The following is an 18,277-nucleotide window of genomic DNA, read 5'->3' as shown; positions in this document are numbered from 1 at the left end:
TGCAATTGCCGGGACGCCTTGGAGGAGATGCCGATGGGAAATTTCAGCTACCTGATGGATGGATTTTCGACCATCATCACCGGTCACCACATTCTTATCATGATCATCGGGGTCATGCTGGGGATCCTCGTTGGTGTACTCCCGGGCCTCGGTGCGCCGAACGGCGTGTCGCTGCTCCTGCCGCTGACGTTCACGATGGATCCGATCTCGGCCATCATCCTCCTGTCCTGCATGTATTGGGGCGCGTTGTTTGGTGGTTCAACGACCTCGATACTTTTCAATATCCCCGGTGAACCCTCATCTGTGGCAACGACCTTTGATGGCTATCCTATGGCAAAGAACGGGCAGGCAACACGGGCGCTGACGCTTGCGTTCATGTCCGCGGGTATCGGGGCATTGGCCGGTGTGATCATGATCACCCTGCTTTCCACCTGGGTTGCCGGTTTTGCATTGCAGTTCTCGTCGCCGGAATTTTTCGCCGTTTATTTTCTGGCATTCGCCAGCTTCATCGGAATGAGCGGAAATGCACCGGCCAAGACTCTTGTCACGATGATGCTGGGCTTTGCCTTTGCCACCGTTGGCATGGATACGATTTCAGGCGGATTGCGCCTTACATTCGGCATTCCGGATCTGATCAAGGGGGTCTCCTTCCTCGTGGCGGTCATGGGGCTTTTCGGTATTGGCGAGTTGCTGCTGACCACCGAAGAAGGCTTGCGGTTTGATGGCATCAAGGCGCGGGTCAGGATCGTGGATGTGCTGAAGGCGTTAAAGGAAATGCCCCGTTACAGCTGGTCGATCCTGCGTTCAACGGTGATTGGCATCTGGATGGGGATCACGCCGGCCGGCCCGACGGCGGCCTCGTTCATGAGCTATGGCCTGGCGCGGCGGTTTGCCAAGGACAAGTCCGGATTTGGCAAGGGCGACCCTCGCGGCATCGTCTCGCCCGAGACGGCCGACCACTCGGCAGGTACAGCGGCGCTGCTCCCGATGCTTGCCCTTGGCGTGCCTGGCTCGGCAACGGCGGCGGTGATGATGGGAGGGCTGATGATATGGGGGCTGACACCCGGACCCATGCTCTTTATCGACCGACCGGATTTCGTGTGGGGTCTCATTGCGTCGATGTATCTTGGCAACGTCGTCGCCGTTGTGCTGGTACTTGCCACGGTTCCGATCTATGCGTCCATTCTGCGCGTACCCTTCTCGATCGTCGGACCGGTGATCGTGGCCATTATCTTTTCAGGGGCCTATCAGATAGCCAATTCAACCTTCGATATGTGGCTGGTGCTCGGCTTCGGCGTACTCGGCTACCTGTTCAAGAAACTGGACTACCCGATCGCTCCGCTCGTTCTCGCCATGGTCCTTGGCGACAAGGCTGAGGATGCTTTCCGCCAATCCATGCTGATGTCCAACGGCTCCTTATCGATTTTCTGGTCGAACCCGCTGGTCACTGGAATCATGGCACTGGGGCTGCTGATGCTTCTCTGGCCGGTATTTGCGAACGCAGTCGGCGTCCGCAATCTCCGGCGCCGTGCCGCAGGACATTCGGCGAAGGTTTAAGCGCCGTACCGAAAGGATCAACACCGTGAATTATCATGATTATTTTGGCCATGCACCACGGCCCATCGGCGTGTGCATCGTAGGCACTGGCGGGTTTGGCCGAAGTTTCCTGGCCCAGGGCAGGCATGTTCCTCTCCTCGATCTGCGCATCGCCGTCGATGTCGATGTCGCTACGGCTGCCGCGGCCATGAGGTCCGCCGGCTTCGAGGAGGTCGCTGAATGCCGCAGCACGGACGAGGCCAGGCGGGCCTGGGAGAATGGCCTGTACATTGCTGCCGAAGACGTCGCGCACATCGTCGATTTGCCATTTGATGTGCTGGTCGAATCGACGGGGCACCCGGAAGCCGGTGCACGTCATGCCGAGCTGGCAATTGCTGCCGGCAAACATGTCGCGCTTGTATCGAAAGAGGTTGACAGCGTTATCGGGCCCGGCCTGGCTCGAATGGCATCGCAAAGGGGAACAGTGGTTACTCCGGTCGATGGCGATCAGCCCAGCCTGCTGATCGGCCTTGTTACATGGGCAGAGGTTCTGGGCTTCGAAATTGTCTGCGCCGGAAAGGCCAGCGAGTATGATTTCCTCTTCGATCCTCTGACGCAAACGCTTACGAGCAATGGCGTCACTATCGATGCTCCCGGCTTTGCCGATCACATTGAACTTGGCCAACGTGATGTCACCGAAATTGCCGCCGCCCGGTCACGGTCGGCCGCCGCATTGCCGCAACGCGCGGTTCCCGATCTTTGCGAACTCGTGGTCGTCTCCCATTCGATCGATCTTGTCCCCGACCGCCCAGACCTTCATTGTCCTATAGCCCGGATTTCGGAGGTGCCAACATTCTTCTCCGCGCAGACAGATGGGGGGCTCTTGAAGGGCGAGCGCCGAATGGATGTTTTCCATTGCCTGCGCTTGCCTGGCGAAGTCAGCTTTGCCGGCGGAGTCTTCGTCGTGATTCGGTGCCGCGACACGGCGAGTTGGAGCCTTCTCGCTGAAAAAGGCCATGTTCTAAGCCGCAACGGAGCGACGGCGATGGTCTACCTCCCGCGCCACCTTCTCGGGCTTGAGGCGGCTACCAGTGTCCTCGAAGCAGGTCTGAAGCTTCGCTCCAGTGGGTCACGGCACCCGCAACCGCGTTTCGATATCGCCGCCATCGCGGAAGCCGATCTTGGCAGCGGCAGAATACTGGCTGCGACGGGACACCACCATGCCATTGAACAGGTATCGGCCGTCCTCGTTCCTGCGGATCGGCTCGCTGCCGAGCGACCAGCTCCGTTCTATCTGGTGGCCAACCGCAGACTGATCCGCCCGGTGAAGGCGGGCGATGCAATCCGGCTCGCGGATGTGGGGCTGGAAACCTCACACCTTCTTGGTTTGCGTCAGCAACAGGATGCCCACTTTTTCGGGCACGTACACGACGCAAAGTAAATCTTGAAAGAACAAAAGGCCCCAGTTTGACCCGCTATGCCGCCAACGGCGAGGTCGACGAGCCTACACGCGTTAGGCCTATTGATTTTTACTGGTAGGTCTTTAGTCCGATTTCTCGTTCCCCGAAGAAGCCTATGTTTGGATCGTCGGTCCGGCTCTGTCGGCATGCAATTCATTGAGGAGGTGGATAATGGTTCAATCTAAAGTTGGTATCGTCGCAGCAGCGTGTCTTGGTTTGTTTTTTGCCGGCGCAATGTGTGCAACCACAGATCACTTCAATCCCGTAGGTTCGGCATTTGCCAAAAACGGCGGTGGCAATGGTGGCGGCAACGGCAATGGCGGCGGTAAAGGAAACAACGGTGGAAGCCATGGCAAATCGTCCGAGCGCGGCAATTCTGTAAATGCCCACGACAAAGCCAAAGTCGAGAAATCATCCCTGGACAGCGACGACGATAAAACTGGATTGGGTCCGCTCAACGCTGCGCATGCGTCTGCACGGGCAAGAGAGCGGGCCGCACCGAACTCTTCCGTAGGCAAGATTGCGACCTATGAGCGCAGCCGGGAAGAGGCCTTGGCGCTGACTGACCCTGCACTGCAGGAGGAGGCGCTTGACGATGCGGTTGCACAGCTTGAAACCGCCTTTGGCCGCACGCTCACCCCGGCACAGGTCGATCGCATTGATGCATTGCTGGATGCGCGCCAATAGGATCTTAAAGGATCTATACTTGGGTAATCTTTCGACAGCGGCCTTCGGGTCGCTGTTTTCACAGGGAGCTGACACGGCGTCATGTTCAGTTGGGAAGAATTCCAAATCTTCATCTTATGAACGCAGCGGCCATCGAAAGTAGCGTCAACACAGCGAGCTTTCGAACAAGAATGCCGCGGAATATTGAACGAGGCACGCGGCGAAAACCAACCCATGCACAATTTGCACGATGGCAGACATTGCGCTAACGGTGATCACGCGACACATCGCGGTAGAACGAAACTCGTGGCTCGCGACCGCTATGGGCAGACCGGTGCTGCGACCGCATGGGTACCCAGAATGGAGATTGACAATGAACGCATCGGGTTATCGGTGCTTAACTGACATTCGAATATCGCCTCGATCAAAGGGCTTTGAGCCAACCCAACGTACACAGCCATGAATCTGCTGACCCGCTGGAATTCTCAGTCTCTTGCAAGGCAGTTTCTGCTCATTGGAGGGTTAGTCTCGGTGGGTGCGATGATTTTGATTGGCGCTTTTGTCGCGGGCTTGATTGAAGCTGCCGTTACTCGTAATTCGGCGGCGGCAACCGCCTTGTATGTGGATAGCGTTGTCGCGCCCATTCTTCCCGACATGCAAACCAATCAGATGCTCGACGAAACCGTTACGCGTGCGTTGGATGAGACGTTGGGGCAGGGGGCGCTGGCTGCGAGGCTCATGTCTTTCAGACTCTGGCGAAGCGACGGGCTGGTTCTGTATTCCAACGACAAAAAGCTTATGGGCAAACGCTTTGCCGTCAACGATGACCTGAAGACGGCGTTTGCTGGCAAGATGGTCGCTAATTTTAACAAGATTGATGACGTGGAAAGCGAAGCTGAGCGGGCGAGCGGCAAGCCGCTTCTGGAGATTTATAATCCGGTCCTCCAACCGTGGTCGGGCAAAGTGGTCGCCGTATCGGAATTTTACGAGATAGCTGACGAATTTCAACACAGTTTGGATCAGGCGCGCCTGCGCAGCTGGCTTGCTGTAGCCTTCTTTACACTGGCTTTTTTTCTGGTCTTGTCCGTGATCGTGTTGCGCGGCAGCAAGACCATCGACGACCAACGCAGGGACCTAAAGCAACGGGTGAGCGAGCTTTCCGATCTGCTGCTGCAAAATAAGAGGTTACATGCGCGTGTCCAACGCGCCTCTCAACGTGCGGCGGCACTGAATGAGAGCTATCTCAGGCGCATAGGGGCGGATATCCATGACGGCCCCGCGCAACTCATGGCGTTCGCTGCGCTGAGGTTGGACAGCGATGTCCTTGTCAATCCTGCCGTCTCGGAAGAAACGCGTGAAGTTGAAGTGATGGCGATAAAGGAAAGCCTGGACGAGGCGATGCGTGAGATCAGGAACATCTGCGAAGGCCTCGTGCTGCCACATATAGAGGCGGCCGATTTGCCGGAAATCATCCAACGGGCGGTCAAAGCCCACGAGTATCGCACCGGGTCGAGCGTCGATATATCGATATCAGGCACGCCGGTGCAGCTTGAACCTTCGGCAAAAATTTGCATTTATCGGTTTATACAAGAAGCTTTGAACAACGGCTTCCAGCATGGTGGAGGCATTGAACAACGGGTTGTGGAAACTTTCCGGGATCAGCGCGTTGTAGTCGATGTTTCTGACAGCGGGCCGGGTTTCGATCCTGCCGATGTCTGTCGTAGCGGTATTGGACTTGCCGGACTAAGGGACCGGGTGGAAAGCCTTGGCGGCCATTTCACAATAGAGTCTTCGGCACGAGGCACTCGGGTACGGATGTCACTGAATTTGGACGGACTGGAGCAGGCGTAATGACGGGACTACGTATTGCAGTGATTGACGATCATCCATTGTTCAGGGAGGGGGTCAGGCGCAGCCTCAGCGAAATCAACGGCTTTCAGATCGTTGGAGAAGGCTGCACAAAGGAGGACGCGATCCGGATTGCCCGGGATCACAGCCCGGACGTTATTTTATTGGACATCTCCATGCCGGGGGGAGGTTTGGACGCGGTCTCGCCGATCCTTGATCATTTCCCCGACCAAAAGATCATCATGCTGACTGTATCAGAGAGGAGCGACGACGTGACGAAGGCTCTCAACAGCGGCGCGAAAGCATATGTCCTTAAAGGCGTCGGCTCACGGGCGCTGGCCGAAATAATCCGGGCTGTTGCTTCTGGTGAAGGTTATGTTTCTCCGGCTCTATCGGCCCGGATGCTATCGGATCTGTCATCCATATCCAATGCGCCCAATAGGACCGATCCGATCTCCGAACTCTCAAGTCGCGAGTATGAGGTCTTGGATCTTGCTGCGTCCGGATTGAGCAACAAGCGGATTGCGCTGAAGCTCGACATTCACGAAAAAACTGTAAAGCACCATATGGGGCGCATATTTGCGAAACTCAATGTCACGAACAGGACCGAAGCCGCGATGGCGCTGCGTGACGCCGGTCACGATATCCGCCTGGTATGATTGGTCAATACAGGGGCGCACCCGGCGTGGGTGCAAACGATCAGCGGACGAACGATTGTAATCTCGATTGATCAGAATTTGTTGCTGTGCGGTTTATGATTGTGCGCCCCTTTGCATCCTTCATCATGTAGCGCCCGGCCTCAATCCTTTCGGTCATTCCATTCTTGTGACGAACTTCAATCGAAGTGCCATCGACTGCCACTTTTTCGCGGGTCACGGCAGTGCCCTTGTCCTCGCCGCTCTGGCTCGCATTGTCGTTTTTCCCGTTCTTGCCGTTGTTACCTTTCCCATTGCCGCCGCCACTGCTTCCACCGTCGCCTCCGTTGCCATTGCCGCCGCCCTTACCACCTCCATTGCCGCCTCCATTGCCGCCGCCATTATTCCCATCTTTTGCCCATGCCGATTGTGCGTGCAAACTCAGGGATTGACCATCGAGGGTGATTTCCAAGGGCGTCGCCACCAACGTTGCAGCTACGCAAGCGCTACAAAGAACGCGAGTCAGTCCAAAACGGGTATGCATAGTGCCTCCTGAAATTCTGTCCTCATAACAGAGGCAAGACAAAGAAAAAGTCTGGTCTCTGTTGCGGCTCAACGCAACTGCAGTCGCAGAAATGGCGGACCTCACAGGGCTCCCTTGCAGTTGGCGCTCGTGTCAACACCGTACTGTTCCATACCAAACGATTGCCTCGAGGTATTCCGACTTTGGTCTGATCATCGATTATCATAAGTCTCATCCTTCGCTGGTCTGAAGTCCGGGGCGGAACGTGACTGTCTTGGGACATTTGGAGCGTACCGCTTTGTGACGCGATGGTGTGCTGGGTGTTTGCGACCTGGTTCATCGAGTGCCCACGGCGACCAAATCTATTCATTGCCGCACGGCAATCGGACTTTGGTCTGATCTTGGACTTGGCATAGGTCTGACGCCTCCTAGGGCTGAAGCCCAACCGTGGAACGAAGTCGCCAGTCCCGGGTTGGCGTCGGGCATTACCGCGCATATGAAGGGTTGGTTTAGCCATCCAAAACACGAAGCCAGCTTCTTGAGAACCACTCGAAAGGACTTCTTGTGACGACGAAAATAATTCGACAATCCGAAGAACTTGAAAAACTTCCCATCGGAGGGCTCTTGAAACGATCGTTCGATGTGCTTGCCGCGATCCTTGCCCTCATCCTTCTCAGCCCGCTGTTCATACTGCTCTCCTGTCTGGTTAAATTGTCGGACGGTGGGCCTGTTTTTTATGGCCATCGCCGCATCGGGCGCGGCGGGAATCCGTTCTATTGCCTCAAGTTCCGCACCATGGTTACCGACGGTGATGCCATCCTTGAAGCCCATTTCGCTGCAAATCCGGAGGCACGTGCGGAATGGTTGGCAGCGCGAAAGCTGCAGGTCGATCCACGTATCACCACAGTCGGCTTCGTGTTGCGGAAATTGAGCCTCGACGAACTACCCCAGCTGGTTAACATTCTTCGCGGCGAGATGAGCCTGGTTGGGCCGCGTCCTGTAGTGAAGGACGAGATCGAACTCTATGGTTCCGCCGCAACCTACTATTTCAAATCACGCCCGGGCCTGACTGGTGTGTGGCAAATCAGCGGGCGCAATGACGTGAACTATGACGAGCGCATCGCTTTCGATAAGCAGTACGTCGAAAACTGGTCCTTTCAGAAAGATATCATAATCATTCTCAAGACCATTCCTGCCGTATGCGCGTCTCGCGGGTCGTATTGATACGGCTTGGTGGGCCGGATAGAATCGAGTTCCAGCGCGCACTGCAAGGGGAAACGGGACCCGCCAAGAGAAAAGACGGCGAATTGAGCGCGTCAGACCTTTCGATGCTCATGCTCATAGAGTTGGTCCATACTCAGCGAGGCTACTTCGGCAAATGGAGCCTGGGTTTTCACGCGACCCCCGCTGAGGACCACAACATCATCGCAAAATGCAATGGTGCTCCGATGATGACTGATCACGATCGTTGTACGCCGTCCTGCCCTCGACTTCAGCGTCTCGACGATTGCCGCTTCCGAAAGACCGTCCACAGCATTTGTTGCTTCGTCCAGAATCAGTATTTCGGGGTCGCGCACCATTGCTCTTGCCAATGCAATGCGCTGCCGTTGTCCGGCAGACAGATTGACGCCTCTGTAGCCAACGATCGTCTGGTATCCATAAGGCAGGTTTTCTATAAACTCGTGTGCCTCGGCCAATTTCGCTGCGCCCTCCGCTTCTGCGGCTGTCGCCAGGTCTTGCCCGTAGGTGATGTTCTCTAAAATCGTACCGTCCACAAGTTCCAGGTCCTGGCTGGCCAACGCAATCTGGCTTCGCCATTGCATCGGATCGATCTGGCTCAAGGGCACGCCATCAACGATGATATGCCCCTCATCCGGCTCCACAAATCTGCATAAAAGGTTTACGACAGTGGTTTTGCCTGCACCTGATCGCCCGATGATTGCTGTCGAGCAACCGCTGCGGATTTCGAAGGTCGCGGAATGCAACACCGCGGCGCGGGAACCTGAACCAGGGTATTTAAAGGTCACGCCGTCGAATTGCATCCGTTGACGTATGCCTTGGGCGGGCTGCGTGCCCGATGGAGGTTCTGGCTTGTCTGATGAATCGAGCAACCATCTCACTTCTTCCAGTGAACCGCTCCAACCCTGGATCTGGCTCCATGACAATTGCAGGGCACGCATATGTGGCTGCAGGCGGTAGAGCAGGACGATGAATGCGACGATGACCGGAAAACTCACGTTCGCGAACCATGCGACCACGACCACTGCCAGGAAAAGCATAGCATGCAGGACCTCGGTCAGCGGCGGCAGTGCCCCCTGGCGGGTTTGGAGAACGAAGCCGGCCCGGCGAACGGCGTCCGATGCTTTGTCGAACACCGCCTTTTCACGCCGCTCCTGCCCAAAGATACGGATCAGCCGCCCGGCATGCACGAGGTGGAGCATTCTGGATGCAAGTTCGCTATTGAGCGATGTGACGCTACGGCTCGGGTCTTTCAGACTGGCGGAAAGAACGGCATGCGCAAGTTGGACCAGCGCCAGACCCAGCGCCACGAACACTGTCATCGGCCAGGACAGAAGCAGAAGGAACCCCAGCAGAATGATCGCCGCCGACGCGCTCACAATCGACGCGAGGACGGTCTGGATGGCATCTGAAGCCCGCCACGACTCGTTGGAGATGATATTCAGCAGTCGCCCGGGACTCTGTTGCAGGAAGAAAGGGTATCCTATGCTCAGGAGCTGCTGTGAGAGCGCGCTTCGAATGGAATGGCTGGCTTTACCGTAGATGTAGGTCGTGAGCACCGTGTTTGAAAATGCCAAAATGTTCTTCAGCGTGATCAAGGCGAGGACGATCACCGCGATGACAACGAGCCGTTCTCCATCATCCAACCCCGATCCGACTTGTTGGAAGACAGCAGAGAGGCCGCCCATCCCCGTGTCATTCTCGTGGCCGGCAATGATGCTCAGCATGGGAATGACGAGACCGATACCGGCGCCTTCGAGCGCAGCGCTGCTCAAACCGAGGATGACCACAGCCGAAAGCAGGGGCAGTTGGCGCCCCAGCGCGTCTCGGAGCATCCGCGTGCCTGGCAATACGAATTGCAACATCATGTCACCTTAGCTCAAGAGTTGCCTGTTTGTCTTGGCGCACCTCGCGGCGACGCCACGGTTTTGTCAAACGAAGACCGGCGAACGCGGCAGCGCCAAGCAAATTCATGAACACAATTGGCCAGTGCGACAGGTGCAGATCAGGGTCGAATTGAGGGCCGCCGAAAAGCTCCCTGCAAGCCGACCTCACGGACCAGAAGAAGTGACGAAGCAGCCATGGCGCGCATCGGATATGCTTCACGTAAAGCCCCCCGTTGCCCAAGCTGTAATTTCGGTGGAGCCTTTCGACATCCTGGCGAGAGCTTCGTCCGTGGTGGTGGTAGACAGTCATGTCAGGCACGTACTCGACAGGGACGTTGAGCTGAAATGCGCGTATCAGGTAGTCGGTGTCCTCTGCGGCCCGCAGCGGTGCACCCGCGCCGAGCAGCTCGTCGAAACGGCCGATACGGGCCGCGACATCGCGATGCATCGTCATGTTGCAGCCCACCACGAAGCCGCCGGGATGGACATCGCGTGTAAGCCGCGCGCGCGTCGGCGACCGCTTGATCGTGAACGGTAAGTCATTGGCGTTGCCGAGCTCAACGCGTCCACCGCGGATGACCAAAGGTTCACCGGTCGCATAGTGACGTTCCAGGTCAATGAGATAGCCACGATGAACTACGCAATCGTCGTCGATGAAAATAACGATATTGCCCCGCGCGTGCCGCAGCCCGGCGTTGCGTGCTGCGGCTAAGCCCGGACGGGCTTCCGATAGCAGGGTGATTGCGATGTCCGAGGTCGCGGCCACGCCGGTCACGTATTCTCGCGTGCTGTCCGTCGAGCCGTTGTCGACAACGACGAGTTCGCTCGTAAAGGCAGCATGAGACCGGCACGCCGCCTCGATTGATCTAATACAGGCCGCAAGTGCCGCGGCACGGTTTCGCGTACACACAATGAAACTCGCATGCACCGGTTTTTCTGACTCCGGCGTAGCTGTTGTTGACAGGGCATGCGCCATCTTGAAGCTGTGTGGGGCGGTCTGGTGGAGTTCGGTATCCATTCTAGCTCAGCCGATCAGGTCAGAACGGGGAAGGACGGTCGCAGCGGGTACGGACTGCAAATACCGGGATAATGCGTCGACGCGCTTGTTGGCGGCAATTGAAATGCCACTGAACCACGGCATGTAGGCACCGGGGAGAAGACTATATCGTTCGCGGCGCCGGATGAGCCCCCATTTTTGCGTTCGGGTTAAGAACTCATGCGTGAACTCCGGTCGCTGTTCATCGCTGATGAGCTGATAGAGAAAGTAGAAGAGGTTCAATGTGCCTTCTTCATAACTTGGCCGTGTCGCCGCGGGTTGTGTCGAGATCTTCTTTTCGAGCCCCAGGATACATTCCGCAACCTGCTGAACACTTTTCGTCGTCACGGCGTCGGCGATGTCGTCGAAAACATCAGAACTATCGACCAAACCTTCTCGCTCGAGATTCTCAGCGACGATTTTCAGATGCGTCTTGCGCATTTGTCGCTTGTGTTTGTTTGTGACGCTTTCGCCGTGGATACGGTAGGCGACCAAACTTTCACCGATCATTGCCGCTGAAAAGCGATCCGTAATCCGTCTGAAAAGATCGAAATCTTCGGCGTGCACATAGCGGGCGTCATAGAACAGCATCTCAGCCGGGATAACTTGTCTGTTGTAGACCACGGTCGAGTGCATGAAGATTGTAAAGAACTTCGATAATATCCCCAAACTCGCCCATTGGTAGAGCGGATCAAGCGAGCCCCGCACGATACGGTCGCCGATGAGCGTGTCGATAGCCGTACCGCAGATTGCCAGGTGCGGTTGCTCCTTAAACACCGAGACTTGCCGCGACAGACGAGTCGTGTAGCAGACGTCATCGGCATCCATCCGGGCGACAAGGTCACCCTTGGCCAGAACCAGGCCCTCGTTCAAGGTCGCGATGAGTCCACGGTTCTCTCGTGAGACGATGGATATACGACCGTCGGCCTTCTGGTATCGCTGCAGAATCTGCAAGGAGCCATCCGTTGAGCCGTCATCGATCGCGATGACCTCCAGACGCTCGTGGTCCTGACGTAGAATACTGGCGAGCGCCGCGGCGAGGTAGGGTTCGCCGTTATAGACAGGTAACAGGACGGAGACGAGTGGAGTGCGCGTCATGGTTCACCGGGGCCAGTTCGTTGACGATTGAGGGTTTGGGAGAACGTCGTTGTCACCGAATGATGGTGCAGATAAGCGGGACTCCCCGGGTCTTTCGTCCCATATAGCCCTTGAGCGGAGCTGCGCTCTTTTGGAACCACGTAGGGGAAGAAATCTTTTAGTGCGTTGATCCGCTTTTCCAGGACCAGCCATGAGATCGAAGCGAGCGTCAGTGTGCCGGCACCTGCAATGAGGAGCCGGCCAAATCCTTGCTCCGAGACATTAACGGGTATCCAGGGCTGAGCCTTGACGATCAACGCAAGAACGATCGCGTGAAAAAGGTAAACGCCGTAGCTGATGCGACCAAGGGCAGTCAGTGGCCGGCATTCAGCCAACCGGCCCAGATAGCCGCCCAATCCTGCCGAACAGCAGCTCACAATTATCACCAGCGGGACGAGAGGAAGAACCTCAAGACCGATCCAGCGTGCCCAATCCAGCGTCATGGGCATCGGCATCGGTCTCAGCCACAACAAAATGAGAAAGGCAGCCGCGAGCGGCACCGAGCTCATCGACATCCATCGGGGCAAGGGTGCGGTCCTCGATTGCCACGCTGCGAGCAATGCACCGGATGCCAGTGCGTCCATCGATGCCGGAGGAAGCAGATCACGCGCGAGAGAAGGCGTTCCCGTAACAGGCCAGTAGAAGCGAAATGCTAACGAAAAGAGGATGACGCCAATACAAATCCGTTCGATCGAACGACGCGGTGCCAACAGAATAATCAACGGCCAGATGATGTAGAACTGCTCTTCGATACTCAGACTCCAGGTGTGACATAAGATCCACGGCGTCCACTCATCGCGAAGGGCATACCAGAAATTCGAAAGGTAAAACGCATGCCAGGCCAGCACGCGTTTGGATTCCTCCAGGCCCGCCAGCCAGACGAAGCCCAACATGCCAAAATATGGGGGAAAAATGCGCAATGCCCGGCGAATGTAAAACGACTTGATTGCCGCAACGGGTTCGAATTCTGCGGCGGAGCGCGCTTCCAGGAGAAGCCGCGTAATCAGGAACCCGCTCAGCACGAAGAACAGGCGCACCCCGACGTGGCCCCAATAGGAGCCATCGGCAGCAAAAAAATGCGCATACAATACCATGGCGACGGCAACGGCTCTCAGACCGTCCAACTGCCGATAACGCACATTCGACATCGGGATCCTTCAGCGTTCAGCTATGCCGGCAATCTCCTGGGACCGCGCCAACCCTCCAACCAGCGACGGTTCTTGCCGAGTGGCCTCCCTCGTTGACCCAACAAACAAGCTCTCGGGGCGTGATCACCCCACTAAAAAAATCAGCCGCGACGTACCAAAGCTTCATTCGGCACAGAACATTGGGGCAGCTCGTATTTGGCACGTGGCACAAAGAGCAAGGTGCTGCCTGCCTCCCAAATCTTTCCATAGCAAACATTGGTCGCACCGTAATCAGACTTTGGTCTGACTACGGTCCGGCATAAGTCCGGCGCGGTCCAATCGAAGTTCGACGCAATAATCTGCGACGAATCAGGTCCTTCCGCCAACGAGATCGGTAGGGGACGCACTTTCTAGACCTTGAAGGCGCATAATGCCTCTTCGGGTACATGGCGCGGGTCCGCGTTGGGTTGTGACCTTGGTTGCACGTCGTAAATGGACCAAAATGCCCAATCGAATCAAAGTTCTATTTGCCGCCGTTGCTGCGATTGTGGAATTCGTGGAACCAATCGAAAATTGTCAAAAATCAGCTGTTGTCAGCGTGCTCAACGGAACGCATCTGGCATTGGAGAATGTGTTAAGCCTTTTCGGTGGCGCCCCGGCGATCGACGGTTACACCTAGACGTTTTGCAACAGGTGAGGCGCGGAAGGGGACCGCCCGCGCCATTTTGCCCGTGTCTATGGTCAGATAGTGCCCGGGACGACAAGAACGAGCCAGGCGACAACGGGGCCAATGATAGCAATCAATGCACTATAGATGAGCAGCTTGCGCAGGACATCATCGCGCTCGGCTTCAGGTGCATTTGCCACCACAAGTGCGCCGTTGGTCGAAAACGGGCTTGTATCGACGATTGTGGTCGAGATCGCGATGGCGGCAACAACACCGATGGCGCTGATGTGTCCCTGCATGAGAAAGGGGACGGCCAGCGGAATGATCGCGCCCAGCAGTGCGGTCGATGAGGCGAAGGCCGAAACGATCGCGCCGGTGAAACACAGGAGCAGGGCGGCCAGAAGCGGCATGCCGAGACCAGAGATGCCGGATGCCACATAGTCCACCGTACCGGCTTTCTGCAGTACACCGACATAGGTGATGATGCCGGCGATCAACAACACGGTTGACCAGCTGACCTTGTCGATCGCAGCTTTTTGCGTTTTAGGCGACAGCAGGGCCAGGGCGACGGCGACGGTGATGGCGACAAGGCCCACGTTGAATTTGAAGACGAGGGCACCGATGGCAAGCGCTGTCAGACCGATCAACGTCAGCAGCCGTTCGCGGGTCAGACCTTCGCTAGACGGAATGTGCGCGCCGGAAGGTGAAACGTCGCTGCGGTGATAGGCTGGAGAGGCCGGCGTGCCGCCATGGCCGACGATTGCGCGCGATGCTCCCGCCAGGTGCGTGTCCGGATCCGGCCCCGACGCGGCGGCCTGCTCACGCAGGCTCTTCCAGCCGCCGAAGACGAAGAACACGACAATGGCGATGGCTAGGTTGAAGAAGAGGCTCGAGAGAAACAGCGATGTCGGGCCATAGGGCAAGCCCGCCTTCTCGACGATCTGGTTGGTGATGCCACCATAGACGCTGATTGGCGAAAAACCACCTCCCTGGGCGCCGTGGATGACCATCAGTCCCATCATGACCGCGCTGATGCGGTATTGCGCGGCAAAACGCAAGGCGACCGGAGCGAGAATAGCGACGGCCGCCGGACCGAGTGCTCCAAAGCCTGTAATGATCGCTGCGACCAGGAACATGACCCAGGGTATGAGCGCCATATGTCCGCGCACCAGCTGGACGGCCTTCTCGACCAGCCAGTCAATCGTTCCGTTATTTTGGGCGATTGCAAACAGGTAGGTAATACCGACGAGCGTCAAAAAAAGATCGCTGGGGAAACCGGCGAAGATATCATTGGGTGACAGTCCCATGATCAGGGAACCGACGATGAAGGCTGCCGCAAACGCCAGCGCACCCATATTGATGGGCAGCAGGGTTGCGATAACGAACATGCCAATCAGCACAAGAATGGATAAAATCTCGATATTCACGGCAATAATCCTCCCTCTACGGCGCGCCAGAGACGGCCGTCTCTTCCTCATGGACGTGGCGTGAGCCTTACGCCTCGTTCGCGGCGGTCATCCTCCCGATGGCAACCTTGCTCGCTTCAATCATCGCCTGCGCGAGCGGTATAAAGATTGCAATACCGCTCGCGCAGGACGTTTTTCTGTACCTTGCCCATTGTGTTGCGCGGCAGGTCGTCAACAAAGATGATCTGTTTTGGCTGCTTGTAACGTGCAAGACGATCCCCAAGTGCATCTCGAATAGCCCGTTCATCAAGGCTTGACCCGGGCTGTTTGACCACGATGGCAGTAACCCCTTCGCCAAAATCAGGATGCGTCACGCCTATGACCGCGCATTCGACAACGCCGGGAAGCTGGTCGATCTCGCTCTCGACTTCCTTTGGATAGATGTTGTAGCCGCCGGAAATCACCAGATCCTTGCCGCGGCCGATGATGTGGACATAGCCTTGCGGGTCTATTTTGCCGAGATCCCCCGTGAGGAAGAAACCATCGTCGCGGAATTCTGCTTTTGTCTTTTCCGGCATGCGCCAATAGCCTTTGAAGACATTCGGCCCCTTCACTTCAATCATGCCGGTCTCATCTTGCTCTAGGATCTCGCCGGTTTCGGGTTCGCTAATGCGCAATGTGACACCTGGAAGCGGGAAGCCGACGGTCCCGGCCATCCGCTCACCGTCATAGGGATTGGAAGTGTTCATGTTGGTTTCCGTCATGCCGTAGCGCTCGAGGATGGCGTGGCCGGTGCGTTCTTGAAACGCGCGATGGGTATCGGCCAGAAGCGGTGCCGAGCCGGAAATAAACAGCCTCATATTGGCCACGACCTGACGGTTCAGCCCTTCATGCTGGAGCAAGCGGACATAGAAGGTTGGAACACCCATTAAGGTTGTAGCACGCGGCATCAATGCCAGGATTTGCGCTGGATCGAACTTCGGCAAAAGAAACATCGATGCGCCGGAAGTTAAAATGACATTCGTGGCAACGAAAAGTCCATGGGTGTGAAAGATGGGCAGTGCATGGATCAGCCGGTCGTCCGGTGTAAAGCGCCAGCAATCCCTTAGGGTCAAGGCATTCGATAACAGGTTCGCATGGGTAAGCATCGCGCCTTTCGACCGGCCGGTTGTGCCGGAGGTATAAAGGATAGCGGCAAGATCATCGGCCATTCTGGCAGCTTCAACAAAATCCGGTGTCTCATCATTTGCGAGCTCGACCAACGATCCGCCGCCGCGTTCATCCAGTGTTTCGACAAGCGCCCCATATTTGGACGCGATCGTCTTGATGCCGTCTGCAGCCTTGGGGTCGGTCACGATAAGGCGCGGCTCGGCGTCACTGATGAAATAATCAAGCTCTGCCAGTGTGTAGGCCGTATTCAGAGGCAGATACACAGCCCCGCAGCGGATACAGGCCAGGTAAAGCATCAGCGCCTCAGCGCTCTTTTCCACCTGAACGGCAACGCGATCGCCGGGTCTGACGCCAAGCGTATCGATGGCGCCTGCGATCCGGCCCGACCACTCAACCATGTCGCCATAGGTCCAGCGACCCTCTGCGGTTTCGATGAAAACGGCGTCATCGGCAGCGATTGAACGACGAATGGCGTCAAACAGATGATTGCTCATGAACTCAATTCCTTGCTGTTCGCCTTGTTCTTGGGCGGCTGTTTGTCTTTCGTGTTCGCCCCCTTCGCAGAAGCAAGGCTGCGGGCCGGCCTGTCGCCGCGCAGCAATTTCTTGACGGCCGGTGCGGCCACGATCTCGTTGCGCTGGGCAAATGCTTCGTGATTGGTTTCGATGTCGTCGAGTTTGTAGAGGTAATTGACCATGAGACCGTGCGCCTGCCGCATCGCACGGCTTGACGTGTCGCCAAGAAAATTCATCCGCTCCAGCCGCGCACCATTGCCAAGGTGAAAACGGGCAACGGGGTCGATCGGACGTCCATCTGCTGTGCGCCCTTTGAGGAAATACGACGCGGCGGCGGGCATCAATATAGTCTTCACGGCCGCTGACCTTAGCGGATCATTTGCCCATTCGGCATCGTCCAGCGCGGCCAGGGCGGCCTGATCGGCCGCACTCAGTGTATCCGAGTGTTCCTTGCGTCGTTCACGTGTCAGCCAGCCAGAAAATCCCGGAACCGGTGAGAGTGTGACGAATGTATCCAGCTTGGGAAGGTCCCGGCGCAAATCTTCCACCACCTGCTTGATGAGGAAATTGCCAAAGGAGATGCCGCGCAGGCCCGCCTGACAGTTTGAAATAGAATAGAAAACGGCGGTTCTCGCATCCTGTGCCTGAATGGGCGCGCGCGTCTCATCGAGGACGTCGGTGATGGTCGCGGGAATGGCCTTCGTCAGCGCCACTTCCACAAAGATGAGCGGGTCATCCGCGAGCTGCGGATGAAAAAAGGCGAAACACCTCCGGTCGGCAGGCGCAAGCCGCCGGCGCAATTCATCCCAGTTGCCGATCTCATGCACCGCCTCGTAGCGAATGATCTTTTCCAGGATATGGGCGGGTGTCGACCAATCAATAGGGCGCAGGATCAGAAAACCACGGTTGAACCAGGAGGCAAAGAGGTGGGCGAAGTCGGCATCGACGGATTCAAGATCTGCCGTATCGGCCTTAAGGCTCAATAGCCGCTCACGCATGCCAACAAGCGTGGATATGCCGTTGGGCGCGAGATTGAGGCGCCGGATCAGCTCCTGCCGGCGCGGTTCGGCCGCCTGATGAAGTTCAAGCACCGCGCGTGGGGTCCGCGCGGCGCGATAGGTCTCAATCGCTGCGTCGAGCCTTTTTGAATCCGCTCCGAACGTGTCGAACAGCAGAACCATGAACTTGCGCTGGTCTTCATCGCTCAAGCGCGACCACTGCTGCAGGATTTCTGCCGCCAGCGCCATGCCGGACGCTTCGCCGCGGCTCGATAGCAGTTTTTCACACAGGCCTTCGAGGCCCGAAATGCCATGGGAGAGGCGCTCCTCACGCGGGGCGAAGGCCCACAGCTTCCGGCCCCGCTCCGTTATTGTCTGCACCATATCGCTGAAGAAGGTCGTACCCGTCATTGTATGACTCCGATCCG

The 18,277-nt window shown here is 57.0% G+C and carries 15 protein-coding genes; 7 read left to right on the top strand and 8 right to left on the bottom strand.

Annotated elements, in window-relative coordinates:
* Positions 1–33 precede the first annotated feature (33 nt).
* The 5 genes from C7476_RS14895 to C7476_RS14875 all read left to right on the top strand — a co-directional run bounded on the left by C7476_RS14895 (position 34) and on the right by C7476_RS14875 (position 6,169).
* Positions 34–1,557, top strand: coding sequence for a tripartite tricarboxylate transporter permease (locus tag C7476_RS14895; protein ID WP_114430708.1), 1,524 nt, complete (start codon positions 34–36; stop codon positions 1,555–1,557).
* 25 nt (positions 1,558–1,582) lie between these two features.
* Positions 1,583–2,977: a flagellar biosynthesis protein FlgA gene (locus C7476_RS14890; RefSeq protein WP_114430707.1), complete on the top strand. Its 1,395-nt coding sequence runs from the start codon at positions 1,583–1,585 to the stop codon at positions 2,975–2,977.
* A gap of 190 nt (positions 2,978–3,167) precedes the next feature.
* Complete coding sequence (locus C7476_RS14885) at positions 3,168–3,683, top strand: Holotricin-3 precursor (RefSeq protein ID WP_114430706.1); 516 nt, start codon at positions 3,168–3,170, stop codon at positions 3,681–3,683.
* 438 nt (positions 3,684–4,121) lie between these two features.
* Positions 4,122–5,513 carry a sensor histidine kinase gene (locus tag C7476_RS14880; RefSeq protein ID WP_114430705.1) on the top strand — a complete coding sequence of 464 codons (1,392 nt, stop codon included), beginning with the start codon at positions 4,122–4,124 and terminating at the stop codon, positions 5,511–5,513.
* Positions 5,513–6,169, top strand: coding sequence for a response regulator (locus tag C7476_RS14875; RefSeq protein WP_114430704.1), 657 nt, complete (start codon positions 5,513–5,515; stop codon positions 6,167–6,169). The genes C7476_RS14880 and C7476_RS14875 overlap by 1 nt, the downstream gene beginning before the upstream one ends.
* A 40-nt stretch (positions 6,170–6,209) precedes the next feature.
* On the opposite strand, the gene C7476_RS28165 is transcribed toward C7476_RS14875, so the two are convergent.
* Positions 6,210–6,689 carry a hypothetical protein gene (locus C7476_RS28165; RefSeq protein ID WP_181872451.1) on the bottom strand — a complete coding sequence of 160 codons (480 nt, stop codon included), beginning with the start codon at positions 6,687–6,689 and terminating at the stop codon, positions 6,210–6,212.
* Positions 6,690–7,232: 543 nt separating this feature from the next.
* Here C7476_RS28165 and C7476_RS14865 point away from each other — a divergent pair.
* The gene (locus C7476_RS14865; protein WP_114430702.1) at positions 7,233–7,892 is read left to right on the top strand and encodes a sugar transferase; all 660 of its coding nucleotides are present in this window, start codon (positions 7,233–7,235) and stop codon (positions 7,890–7,892) included.
* A 92-nt stretch (positions 7,893–7,984) separates the two neighbouring features.
* On the opposite strand, the gene C7476_RS14860 is transcribed toward C7476_RS14865, so the two are convergent.
* The 4 genes from C7476_RS14860 to C7476_RS14845 are packed head-to-tail and all read right to left on the bottom strand — an operon-like array spanning position 7,985 to position 13,114.
* A complete protein-coding gene (locus tag C7476_RS14860) occupies positions 7,985–9,772 on the bottom strand; it encodes an ABC transporter ATP-binding protein (protein WP_114430857.1) in 1,788 nt (595 codons plus the stop codon).
* A 4-nt stretch (positions 9,773–9,776) separates the two neighbouring features.
* Positions 9,777–10,769, bottom strand: coding sequence for a glycosyltransferase family 2 protein (locus C7476_RS14855; RefSeq protein ID WP_181872458.1), 993 nt, complete (start codon positions 10,767–10,769; stop codon positions 9,777–9,779).
* A 48-nt stretch (positions 10,770–10,817) separates the two neighbouring features.
* The gene (locus C7476_RS14850; protein ID WP_114430700.1) at positions 10,818–11,927 is read right to left on the bottom strand and encodes a glycosyltransferase family 2 protein; all 1,110 of its coding nucleotides are present in this window, start codon (positions 11,925–11,927) and stop codon (positions 10,818–10,820) included.
* Complete coding sequence (locus C7476_RS14845) at positions 11,924–13,114, bottom strand: acyltransferase family protein (protein ID WP_114430699.1); 1,191 nt, start codon at positions 13,112–13,114, stop codon at positions 11,924–11,926. Before C7476_RS14845 ends, C7476_RS14850 begins: the two co-directional genes overlap by 4 nt.
* A gap of 409 nt (positions 13,115–13,523) precedes the next feature.
* Here C7476_RS14845 and C7476_RS14840 point away from each other — a divergent pair, with 409 nt between their 5' ends.
* On the top strand, positions 13,524–13,772 hold the full coding sequence (locus C7476_RS14840) for a hypothetical protein (protein ID WP_114430698.1): 249 nt from the start codon (positions 13,524–13,526) through the stop codon (positions 13,770–13,772).
* A gap of 62 nt (positions 13,773–13,834) precedes the next feature.
* On the opposite strand, the gene C7476_RS14835 is transcribed toward C7476_RS14840, so the two are convergent.
* The 3 genes from C7476_RS14835 to C7476_RS14825 form a co-directional block, all read right to left on the bottom strand.
* A complete protein-coding gene (locus C7476_RS14835) occupies positions 13,835–15,187 on the bottom strand; it encodes an SLC13 family permease (protein WP_114430697.1) in 1,353 nt (450 codons plus the stop codon).
* A 116-nt stretch (positions 15,188–15,303) separates the two neighbouring features.
* Complete coding sequence (locus tag C7476_RS14830) at positions 15,304–16,830, bottom strand: malonate--CoA ligase (RefSeq protein WP_114430696.1); 1,527 nt, start codon at positions 16,828–16,830, stop codon at positions 15,304–15,306.
* On the bottom strand, positions 16,827–18,260 hold the full coding sequence (locus C7476_RS14825; protein ID WP_114430695.1) for a malonyl-CoA decarboxylase: 1,434 nt from the start codon (positions 18,258–18,260) through the stop codon (positions 16,827–16,829). Before C7476_RS14825 ends, C7476_RS14830 begins: the two co-directional genes overlap by 4 nt.
* Between the last annotated feature and the right edge of the window lie 17 nt (positions 18,261–18,277).

Origin of the sequence: Phyllobacterium bourgognense (assembly GCF_003337575.1) — a bacterium.
GTDB lineage: Bacteria > Pseudomonadota > Alphaproteobacteria > Rhizobiales > Rhizobiaceae > Phyllobacterium > Phyllobacterium bourgognense.
Note: the sequence above shows the minus strand (reverse complement) of the source record. Positions and strands in the feature narration are given on the sequence as shown.